This is a genomic window from Arachidicoccus terrestris (assembly GCF_020042345.1).
Classification (GTDB): domain Bacteria; phylum Bacteroidota; class Bacteroidia; order Chitinophagales; family Chitinophagaceae; genus Arachidicoccus; species Arachidicoccus terrestris.
In genome coordinates this window covers 2,340,265-2,351,461 of record NZ_CP083387.1, presented here as the reverse complement: position 1 = coordinate 2,351,461, position 11,197 = coordinate 2,340,265, and the positions used below count along the sequence as shown (strand labels likewise).

Annotated in this window: 7 protein-coding genes; all 7 read left to right on the top strand. The window is 46.3% G+C overall.

Features of this window, described 5'->3' with window-relative positions; genetic code table 11:
• Positions 1-100 precede the first annotated feature (100 nt).
• The 7 genes from cls to K9M52_RS09190 all read left to right on the top strand — a co-directional run bounded on the left by cls (position 101) and on the right by K9M52_RS09190 (position 11,192).
• Positions 101-1,576 (top strand): cardiolipin synthase, encoded by a 1,476-nt coding sequence (gene cls / locus K9M52_RS09220; RefSeq protein ID WP_224071766.1) that lies wholly within the window; start codon positions 101-103, stop codon positions 1,574-1,576.
• 55 nt (positions 1,577-1,631) lie between these two features.
• Positions 1,632-2,579: an SMP-30/gluconolactonase/LRE family protein gene (locus K9M52_RS09215; protein WP_224071765.1), complete on the top strand. Its 948-nt coding sequence runs from the start codon at positions 1,632-1,634 to the stop codon at positions 2,577-2,579.
• A 278-nt stretch (positions 2,580-2,857) separates the two neighbouring features.
• Complete coding sequence (locus K9M52_RS09210) at positions 2,858-3,865, top strand: LLM class flavin-dependent oxidoreductase (protein WP_224071764.1); 1,008 nt, start codon at positions 2,858-2,860, stop codon at positions 3,863-3,865.
• 203 nt (positions 3,866-4,068) lie between these two features.
• Complete coding sequence (locus tag K9M52_RS09205; RefSeq protein ID WP_224071763.1) at positions 4,069-5,136, top strand: glycoside hydrolase family 43 protein; 1,068 nt, start codon at positions 4,069-4,071, stop codon at positions 5,134-5,136.
• An 80-nt stretch (positions 5,137-5,216) separates the two neighbouring features.
• Positions 5,217-6,404, top strand: a complete 1,188-nt coding sequence (locus tag K9M52_RS09200; RefSeq protein WP_224071762.1) for an aldose epimerase family protein — start codon at positions 5,217-5,219, stop codon at positions 6,402-6,404.
• Between the two features lie 199 nt (positions 6,405-6,603).
• The gene (locus K9M52_RS09195) at positions 6,604-9,114 is read left to right on the top strand and encodes a glutaminase family protein (protein WP_224071761.1); all 2,511 of its coding nucleotides are present in this window, start codon (positions 6,604-6,606) and stop codon (positions 9,112-9,114) included.
• A gap of 11 nt (positions 9,115-9,125) precedes the next feature.
• Complete coding sequence (locus tag K9M52_RS09190; protein ID WP_224071760.1) at positions 9,126-11,192, top strand: beta-L-arabinofuranosidase domain-containing protein; 2,067 nt, start codon at positions 9,126-9,128, stop codon at positions 11,190-11,192.
• Positions 11,193-11,197 lie beyond the last annotated feature (5 nt).

The following is an 11,197-nucleotide window of genomic DNA, read 5'->3' as shown; positions in this document are numbered from 1 at the left end:
AAATGTAGCCGGTTATCTTATACGGTCAGATGTGGGGGCGAATGTTTTGTATATTTGTAGAAGTGCAGGCACTGATCTTGCCCGCCTATAAAATCATTATATGGATTGGATCCTTATTTGGGAGATTGTCTATAGTGTACTCTTGGTATTCGTGTGCCTGAAAGCAATATATGATACAGGCTCTAACACCAAGGCGCTCGCTTACGTATTATCCATTATTTTTTTACCCTTTGTCGGGATGGTGTTTTATTTTGTGTTTGGCACCAATTACCGTAAAAGAAAAATTTACTCCAGAAAGCTATTGGCTGATGATAACCAGTCTAAAAAACTGGAGGCTGCTATTCAACGTAAATCGCTGAGCATAATCGAGGGGGGCAATGAGACCGTTCAGCTGCACAAAGGGATCGCCAGGCTGCTGTTGAAGGAAAACATGAGCCCTTTGACAGGGGGAAATAAAGTGGAGTTGCTGATTAATGGTGAATTGAAGTTTCCCAGGGTATTGGAGGTGCTTAAGGCTGCCCGACATCATATCCATATGGAGTATTATATTTATGAAGATGATGAGATCGGCAGGACGATTGAGGAAGTCTTGAAACAAAAAGCAAGGGAGGGCGTGGAGGTCAGGCTGATCTATGATGATTTTGGCAGCAGGTCCATTCGGAAGAAGCTCGTGCCCCGGTTAAAAGAGGCAGGGGTGCAGGCCTACCCTTTTTATGAAATTATTTTCCTGGCGTTTGCCAACCGCCTTAACTATCGCAACCACCGCAAGATTATCGTCGTCGATGGAAGAATTGGGTTTATTGGTGGTATTAATGTCAGCGACGGATATGTTAATCCATCGAAAGCAGAGAAACTGCGACAAAGAAAGAGAAAACGCTTCTGGCGAGACTCTCATGTGAGCATCGAAGGTGCAGGCGTGCATTATTTGCAGCACTTGTTTTTATGTGATTGGAATTTTTGTGCAGGGCAAACTATTGCGCCTAATGGAGACTATTTCCCGAGGCTGAACGGCAACACCGGACCCGAAGGGAAGTATGTACAAATCGCTGCCAGCGGCCCGGATTCCGACAACCCCACGATATTATTTTCTCTCTTGCAGGCGATTCACCAGGCCAGCCATGAGCTATTAATTACGACACCGTACTTTATTCCTGAACAGGCAGTAATAGATGCGCTTAGCATTGCCTCTTTGTCAGGCATTAAGGTGAAGTTGCTTGTGCCGGGCAAATCTGATTCAAGAATTGTCAACGCTGCCGCCAGGTCTTTTTATGGAGAATTGCTGGATGTTGGCGTGGATATATATCTTTATCAAAAAGGGTTTATTCATGCCAAAACGCTTGTAGCAGACAAGAGCCTTTCTATTATTGGGTCCGCGAATATGGATTACAGGAGCTTTGACTTAAACTTTGAAGCCAATGCGATTATTTATGATGAAGCGTTTGGAGCTGAGCTCGCTAAAAGTTTTTATGAAGATTTAGAAGGGGCGGTAAAGCTGGATGCTTTTCAATGGGAACGGCGTTTCTGGCTGCAAAAGTTGCTGGAAAAAACTGTCAGGCTCATTGCGCCGCTACTTTGATAAAAAGCAATCAAATATTACAGAATAAAGTAAAATTAAAAGAGAAATCTTCATTATGTATAACACTGATAATGCTCCCAAGTGGTATCGCTTAAGGCCGGGCCAACCGGCTCTTTTCTGCATTTTTGCCATGCTAGTACTTTTAACTATTGACAATCTATCCGCTCAGCCTGCCGCAGACTCTATTCAGACAGGCCAACTCACACAGCTTAAGCACAATTTCGCATTTACAGAGGGGCCCGTCAGTGATGACTCCGGAAATGTATACTTTACAGATCAGCCCAATAATGCGATTTGGAAGTATGATATAGAGGACCGGTTCTCAATTTTTATGCAACCGGCAGGCCGGGCTAACGGAATGATCATCGATGCAGAAGGCGACCTGTTTGCCTGCGCTGATTTACGCAATCAGCTCTGGAAAATCGATATTAAGAGCAAAAAAGTAGATACACTGCTCACGGGCTATCAGGGCAAATTACTCAATGGGCCTAATGATCTGTGGATGGATGAGAACGGAGGCATTTTTTTTACGGATCCCTATTACCAAAGAGATTATTGGGCCAGAAAGGAAACACAGCAAGACAAGCCTTGCGTTTATTATTTGCCCAAAAATGCAACAAAGGCGATCCGCGTAAGTGACCTGTTGGTAAAACCCAACGGGATCGTCGGTTCTGCGGATGGACGGCATCTGTTTGTGGCAGATATTGAGGGTAAGAAGATCTATAGATTTGACATCGGCAATGGTGGCCGGCTGTCTAACCCGTTTGTCATATTACATCATGTCGCAGACGGTATTACGATAGATCAGAAGGGGCACCTCTATCTTAGCGGCAATGGCGTGACGGTTATTAATGCTCAGGGAAGAATCATTAAGTATATACCTGTAGATGAACCCTGGGTTTCTAATCTTTGCTTTGGCGGAAAGAATCATAATATCCTGTTTATAACGGCTTCTACTCACCTTTATAAAATAAGCACGAATCAAAACGGCGTACAGCCTTGATGGTGGGATTCGATCGAAAATTGCCGGTGCAGGATAGGTCCTTTACCCTATGATAGGCTAAAATATTTCCATTTGGGCTTAACGCATAACTGGGCTTGGATACCTATGAACGTTATGCTTGCGGTGCTTAAATGCGGCTGAGGATGTTAAAATTTTGAGGCCAAGAAATGGAGGTCAGGTGGGCAGGTTACGGCCGGCCTGCTTATTTCGTACTTTTATGTAGCGGTTGCCTGCTAAATAATCCGGCAGCTGAATAACACAATTAAATAGAGACCTCAATGACAGCAAAATTAACAGATATCCCGTTTAGTGTATTAGACCTGGCGCCCATTGTACAGGGCGGTAACGCTGCTGATTCTTTTAAAAGAAGTGTTGCGCTGGCCAGACATGTTGAACAATTAGGGTTTAAGCGGGTCTGGTACGCAGAACATCATAATATGGAGAATATTGCCAGTTCGGCTACTGTTTTGCTGATCTCGCATGTTGCTGAGCATACAGAGCATATCCGGGTGGGATCCGGCGGGATTATGTTGCCCAACCACGCGCCGCTGGTTGTGGCGGAACAATTCGGAACCCTTGAGTCTCTGTTTCCTGACAGAATTGATCTTGGATTGGGCCGGGCGCCCGGCACTGACCAGCTGACTTCGATGGCGCTCAGAAGGTATCATCACAGTGTAGACCAGTTTCCGGGTGACGTGGCCGAGCTTAGAGGTTATCTGGCGGCTGCAGATGGCAACACGCCCGTAAAGGCAGTTCCTGGGATAGGCACGCAGGTTCCCATCTGGCTTTTAGGGTCCAGCACATTTAGTGCCCAGCTTGCGGCAAGAATGGGTTTGCCCTTTGCGTTTGCCAGTCATTTTGCGCCGACCTACCTGCACGAGGCGCTTCGATTATACCGGGAGCAGTTCCGGCCTTCTATTCAACTGGATGCGCCTTATGCGATGGCCTGTATTAATGTGATCGCTGCTGATACAGACAGCGAAGCGGATCGATTGGCAACTTCCTTTTATCAGATGGCCAGAGGGATTGTTACCAATGCACGTCAGCCGCTTCCGCCACCTGTGGATTCCATGGACGGCATCTGGGATGACATGGAAAAAGCGGCCGTGTTGCAAATGATGCGTTACAGTTTTATCGGTAGTCCCGGGACAGTACGGGCCGGCTTGGAGGCGTTTGTTGAGCAGACAAATGTTGATGAAATTATGGTAGGGAGCCACATCTATGATAATTCAGCCAGATTGCATTCTTACAGTCTGTTGAAACCCTTTTTTAAAAGCTGCCACTAAAGCAAAGAATTCATCCAATCTTTAATAGATTCTAAATAAGCGCTATTGCCTGTGCTTGTTTAGAATTAATGTCTATATTGCAGAAACGTATTTTGTTTTTAACTTTTTGAAGGGTTCTTTTGTGCAAACGATTACGTGACGAAAGCAAAGCGTTATCTGTTTTTGATTAAGAAGATTAATCACCCCATTATATCTGATCTGATATGATTAAAAAGACATGCGGCTTAACGAGTATTATAACGTGCTTCCTTGTTACCTTCTTTTCCCTGACGGGTATTGGTCAGCCGGCCGGTTCACTGGCAGGGAAAGACAGTTTTGCTAACCCGCTTTTGGTGACGGGGCCGGACCCCTGGGTAGTTCAGCATAATGGGGTTTACTATTTTTGCCGCACCACCGGACGCAATATTCAGTTATTAGCGACAACAAAAATGTCCCGGTTAGGCGAGGCCAAACCCGTTACCGTCTGGACACCGCCTTCGGAAGGCATGTATGCTAAAGAGCTGTGGGCTCCGGAAATGCATTACATCAATCATAAGTGGTACATTTATTTTGCAGCCGATGATGGCAATAATGATCATCACCGGATGTTTGTGCTAGAGAACGCAAATGCTGACCCGCTTTCCAAAAACTGGGTCTTTAAAGGGCAGGTTACTGATCCTACGAATAAATGGGCGATCGATGGATCTGTTTTTGAATACAAGAAGAAACTATACATGATCTGGTCTGGGTGGGAAGGGGATCAGAATATACATCAGAATATTTATATCGCAAGACTTAAAAACCCCTGGACTGTCCAGGGGGAAAGGGTGATGCTTTCAACCTCGGTGTATGACTGGGAAAAAAGAGGAAGCGTTAAAGGAAGTTTGCCCACAGTTAATGAAGGCCCGGAGATCCTAAAGGGTTCAAATGAGCGCCTTTTTCTTGTGTATTCGGCAAGCGGTTGCTGGACTGACCACTATTGCCTGGGAATGCTTAGCCTGAAAAAGAGAGGCAATCCCATGAAGGCGACAGATTGGATCAAAAGCCCTCAACCGGTTTTTGCCAGTGCGCCGGAAATTGGTGTATATGCGCCGGGTCACAATGGATTTTTTAAATCTCCCGATGGTAAAGAGGACTGGATCATCTACCACGCGAATGATAAGGCCGGTCAGGGTTGCGGACGGTTCAGAAGCCCCAGGATGCAACCTGTTCACTGGAAAGCAGACGGCACGCCTGATTTTGGCAAGCCGGTAAAGGTGGGAGAAAAACTGGCGGTTCCCTCAGGCGAATAACAGCACACAATCAGATCCGTTAAAACATATTCTAAACATATCGTATCGTCGGGGTCTTCCCGACGAATAAAAGAAAATTTATGAAACAAAGATCTAGAGTCTTTCGCCTCGCAGCAATGGGGGCTTTTGTGATAACAGCGGCGCTGTCGCTGTCCTGCAACAGCGGGAATAGTGATAGAGCTGGCAAAGGAAACGGAACTAAAGACACCACCGTCAATTTGCTCAATAAGGCCGGGTTTCAGGGGATGCTGGACGGTGTTAAAACGGATCTCTACGTGTTGAAAAACGCCAGTGGAATGATCGCGACTTTTACGAACTATGGCGGACGGCTGGTCAGTCTGCAGGTGCCGGATAAAGAGGGAAAATTAGTGAATGTTGTCTGCGGGTTTTCCTCCATTGCTGATTATGCAAGGGCCACTGAACCCTATTATGGCGCGACGATCGGAAGATTCGGGAACCGGATTGCCAGAGGTAAATTCACACTGAACGGAAAAACGTATACATTATTTACCAATAATGGAGTCAATACACTGCATGGAGGAAAAAAGGGATTTCAATACCAGACATTTGATGCCAGCCAGCCAGACAGCAGCACTATAGTTTTTACCCGTGTTTCCAAGGATATGGAAGAAGGATTCCCCGGCAACTTACAGGTAAAAGTTACCTATCACCTAAATGCGGATAACGGACTGGAGATGACCTATGATGCCTCTACAGATAAACCCACCATAATCAACCTGACCAACCATGCCTTCTTTAATCTTAACGGTGAAGGGAATGGCACGATCCTGAACCATAGCTTTACTATCTACGCCAGCCATATTACACCGGTTGACAGCACACTGATCCCTATGGGTAAGATATCCTCCGTGAAAGGGACACCTTTTGATTTTCTCACGGCCCGCACAATGGGCGCCAGAATTGATCAGGATAATGTGCAACTGAAAAACGGGAAAGGATATGATATTAATTATGTACTGGATAGTACAGGCAGTCATCATTTAGCCGCGACAGTTATAGGGGATAAAAGCGGCATTAGAATGGATGTCTATACAGATCAGCCGGGATTACAGGTATATAGCGGAAACTTTATGAATGCTGCCAATACTTTTAATAACGGTGTTAAAGACAGTTTCAGAACAGCTTTTGCTATGGAAACACAACATTTTCCCGATGCGCCCAACCACCCTGATTTTCCAAGTACGGTCTTAAACCCGGGACAGACCTATCATACAGCATCCGAGTATAAATTTTCAATACAGAAATAATAGCATTTTAGTAGATCGGGAAGAGCTGAGAAGTTGTTCCCGATTGGCTTTAAGGGGCCTGGCAGGCAAAAATTAAAGCAATTGTTATTGCGCGTATGAAAAGAGGAATTCTTAGACAATAGTTTTAATTTTATTGCCACTACACTACCACCCATTTCAGATTTTCATTTTCCAACATTTAAAAGATGTATTAGCAACGATGTATCAAGTACCTTCCCGGGGCAACACAGGATTCAAAAGGAAATGGCGCTTAACCGGCGCTCTGTTATTATCCGGAGCATTCACTGTTCTTTCTGCACAGCAGAAGGCCCCCTCCTATCCGCTTATTACGCATGACAGTTATTTCAGCATCTGGTCAGCCTCTGATCAGTTAAACGAAAGCACGACCAGACATTGGACAGGCGCGGAGCAGTCCCTTGTTGGGATCATTCAGGTGGATGACCGGTTTTACCGATTTTTGGGAAAGACGCCTCTCTCCTATAAAGATGTATTGGCAACAACGCAGCATCAGCCCTACAGTGCCCGTTATACTTTCGAGAAGCCGTTGGGAGACTGGGCAAGTGCCGCTTACAATGACATGAGGTGGACAGCAGGGCAAGCCCCTTTTGGAGATAACAGCCATGATGCAAAAACCGCCTGGAAGTCAGAGGATATCTGGATGCGCCGTAGCTTTGAGGCCGATCCCTCCACTTTAGGAGACGCTCCCGTTTTGTTGAGTATTCGCCATGATGATAATGTCGAAGTGTATCTTAACGGAAAAGAGATCTTTCAAAAAGAGGGCTGGACAGAAAAATATATAAAGCCGGCCTTATCCGTTGATGTAAGAAGCCTGCTTAAAAAAGGCAAAAATGTACTGGCCATTCATTGCGCTAATACAAAGGGCGGAGCCTATCTGGACGCCGGACTGGTGCAGGCCGTCAGTCAGGATGTCATAAAAGCCGTACAGCCCGCTGAACAGACAGACGTAACCGTAAAAGCGACCCAGACAGTTTATCAGTTCAAAGCCGGTAATGTAGGCCTTTCTGTGCAGTTTGTTTCTCCGCTGTTACTGGATAGAATGGATATTCTTTCCCGGCCTGTTTCTTATATTGACTATCAGGTAAAGGTGCTAGATGGCAAGGCACACCGCATTAAGCTTTATTTGGGCGTGAGCTCAGACATTGCCGTTGACCAGCCTTCTGAACAGGTAATTGCATTTCGTAAAAACGAAAGAGGGCTCTCTTTCCTTAAAACAGGAACGACTGCCCAGGCGATCTTACAAAAGAAAGGCGATAATGTGCGGATCAACTGGGGCTATTTTTATGTCGGCGCCAAACAGTCTGCCAGCTTAAAACAATATATTTCTAAATCAGGAATAGAAGGTGTCAGTTCTTTTTTAAACGGGACTTCTACCGAAGCACCTTCTATGCAGGGCAAAGGGCTCAGTCTGAATACGGTACAGGACCTGGGTCAGGTAAGCAGTAATGCATCTACCTATATAGAGCTGGCCTACGATGAAAGATTTTCTGTGCAGTTTTTTCATGAAAATCTCAGACCCTGGTGGAATAAAGACGGCAAACATACAATTGAAGAGCAGCTGCTAAATGCGGCTGATGACCATGATCAGGTAATATCTCTGTGCAACCGGTTTGACCAAAGCCTGAGAGATAGCGCCCTAAAGGCTGGTGGAGAAAAATACGCCCGACTGTTAGAGCTGGCCTATCGTCAGAGTATTGCAGCGCACGGTATTGTAAAATCTCCTAAAGGAGAACTGCTGTTCATGTCTAAAGAGAATTTCAGCAATGGATCAATCAATACCGTGGACATAACCTATCCGTCTTCACCCCTGTATTTATTATATAACCCTGATTTATTAAAGGGAATGATGAATGGTATTTTCTATTACAGTGAAAGCGGTAAATGGAAAAAACCTTTCCCTGCACATGACCTGGGGACCTACCCCCTTGCCAATGGTCAGACCTACGGAGAGGACATGCCAGTAGAAGAAGCCGGCAACATGGTAATCTTGACTGCGGCCATTGCAACCGTTGAGGGGAATGCAGATTATGCAGCCAAGCACTGGAAGGAACTGACAACCTGGACCAATTACCTGGTAGAACAAGGCATGGATCCGACCAATCAGCTTTGTACAGATGACTTTGCAGGGCATTTAGCCAGAAACGCCAATCTTTCTGTCAAGGCGATTGAGGCCGTAGGGGCCTATGGAAAGTTGGCCGGCATGCTGGGTAAAAGCGATATTGCCGAAAAGTATGGCCGGACGGCAAAGCAAATGGCTGATAAATGGCAGCAGATGGCGGGTGCCGGCGATCATTATACCCTCACTTTCGGAGGGCCGGCGAAGAGCTGGAGTCAGAAATATAATATGATATGGGATAAAATGCTTGGAATAAATGCTTTCCCTGAATCTGTGGCTGCGAAAGAACTGGCTTTTTATAAAACAAAGCAGCTGAGATTTGGGCTCCCGCTGGATAGTAGAAAAACCTATACAAAATCCGACTGGATCCTTTGGACAGCCAGCATGGCTAAAACCAGATCAGACTTTGAATTCTTTATAGATCCGGTCTACAAATTTGCCACTGAAACACCTGACCGCGTTCCCCTGAGTGATTGGTATGAGACAACTGATGCCCATCAGGTGGGCTTTCAGGCACGTAGTGTTGTTGGCGGGTTTTATATGCGGTTATTGGAAAAACAGCTTCTTAATAACTAAAATGATATCTCATGATGTTTTCAATTAAAAAATATGTCTTGGGGGTAGCAGGGTTATTATTGTGCCAGGCTCTGGTTCAGGCTCAGTCTCCTGTGATTGTTGAGCAGGTTGCGCAGCCGGCCACGCAACTGACAAATCCTTATTATATAGGGAATAAAGCGCCGCTGAAGCCGACACATTTTATGAAATTGCCGATTGGGAGCATTCAGCCGGCGGGCTGGCTGAAAAAGTATCTGGAACTGCAACGCGATGGTCTTACGGGGCATCTTGGAGAAATCAGCGCCTGGCTGGAAAAAGAAGACAACGCCTGGTTGGATAAGGAGGGCAAAGGGGGTCATGGTTGGGAAGAAGTGCCTTATTGGCTCAAAGGATATGGAGACCTGGCTTATATCCTGGAAGATCCAGCCATGCTTAAAGAGACCAAGGTCTGGATTGACGCCGTTTTGCAAACCCAGCGTCCGGACGGTTATTTTGGTCCGCTTACGCTGAGAGACGGGAAGCCGGATCTCTGGCCGAATATGATTATGCTGTGGTGCCTGCAGTCCTACTATGATTACAGTAGAGACAGCAGGGTCATTCCCTTTATGACCAAATATTTTAAGTGGGAGCAAAACCTGCCGGATAGCTTGTTTTTAAAGGATTATTGGGAGAATAGCCGCGGAGGGGACAACCTGTATAGTGTATATTGGTTATATAACCGTACCGGAGATCAGGATCTGTTGAAGCTGGCAGAAAAGATCCATCGCAATACGGCTGATTGGGAACAGCAAAACAATTTGCCCAATTGGCATAATGTAAACATAGCGCAGAGTTTCAGGGAACCGGCCACTTATTACATGTTGTCCAGAGATTCTTCAGATCTTAAAGCGACATACCGTGACTTTTATTTAGTGCGCGGTATGTATGGTCAGGTGCCCGGAGGTATGTTCGGTGCCGATGAGAATGCCCGGCCCGGATATGCTGATCCTCACCAGGCAGTCGAGACCTGCGGGATGGTCGAGCAGATGGCTTCCGATGAAATGCTGCTGCGGTTTACCGGAGATCCCTTTTGGGCTGACAATTGTGAAGATGTGGCTTTCAATACGTATCCCGCAGCCGTCATGCCGGATTTTAAGGCGCTCCGGTATCTGACTGCGCCCAATATGGTGATTAGTGACAATAAAAACCATAGTCCGGGTATCCAAAACAATGGCCCGTTTTTGATGATGAACCCCTTTAGCAGCAGGTGCTGCCAGCACAATCATGCACAGGGCTGGCCTTATTACGCAGAGAATCTATGGATGGCCACCCCTGATAAAGGCATTGCAGCAGTGCTGTATTCGGCCAGCTCGGTTACTGCCAAGGTCGGTGACGGTACAACTGTGACACTCAAAGAAGAAACGAATTATCCATTTGAACAGGAAATTCGTTTTATCGTAAATACACCCGGAGCCATTGCTTTTCCGATATACCTGAGAATACCCGGATGGTGCGACCGTGCGGAAGTCCTGGTGAATGGGAAAGCGGTCTTCTCGGATCTGGCCGCTGGTGGTTATGCGAAGGTCACGCATACATGGAAAAACGGAGATAAGATCACCTTGAAACTTCCCATGAAACCCACGCTAAAGAAATGGGCGAAGAATAAAAACAGCGTTAGTGTCGACTACGGCCCTTTGAGCTTCTCTTTGAAGATCAAAGAAAAATTTGAAATGGAAGACAGCCGCAAATCAGCTATCGGCGATTCTCACTGGCAAAAAGATGCTGATCCCACCAAGTGGCCGGCCTATAATATTTATCCGGCCAGTGCCTGGAATTACGGATTGGTACTGCCTGCAAACGGAGACATCTCTGGCTGGAAAGTCAGGCAAAAGCCCTGGCCAAAGGATTCTATGCCGTTTACCCCTGGATCTGTACCGCTCGAAATGGTCGTCAACGCGCGGAAAATACCTGACTGGAAGATCGATGAACATGGTCTTTGCGGTGTATTACCTCAGAGCCCGGTAGCGGTACAGACGCCGGAAGAGCAGGTAACCCTGATCCCGATGGGAGCCACCCGACTGAGGATATCTTCTTTTCCTGTAGTGGAGAGGAGGCAATGAATCAT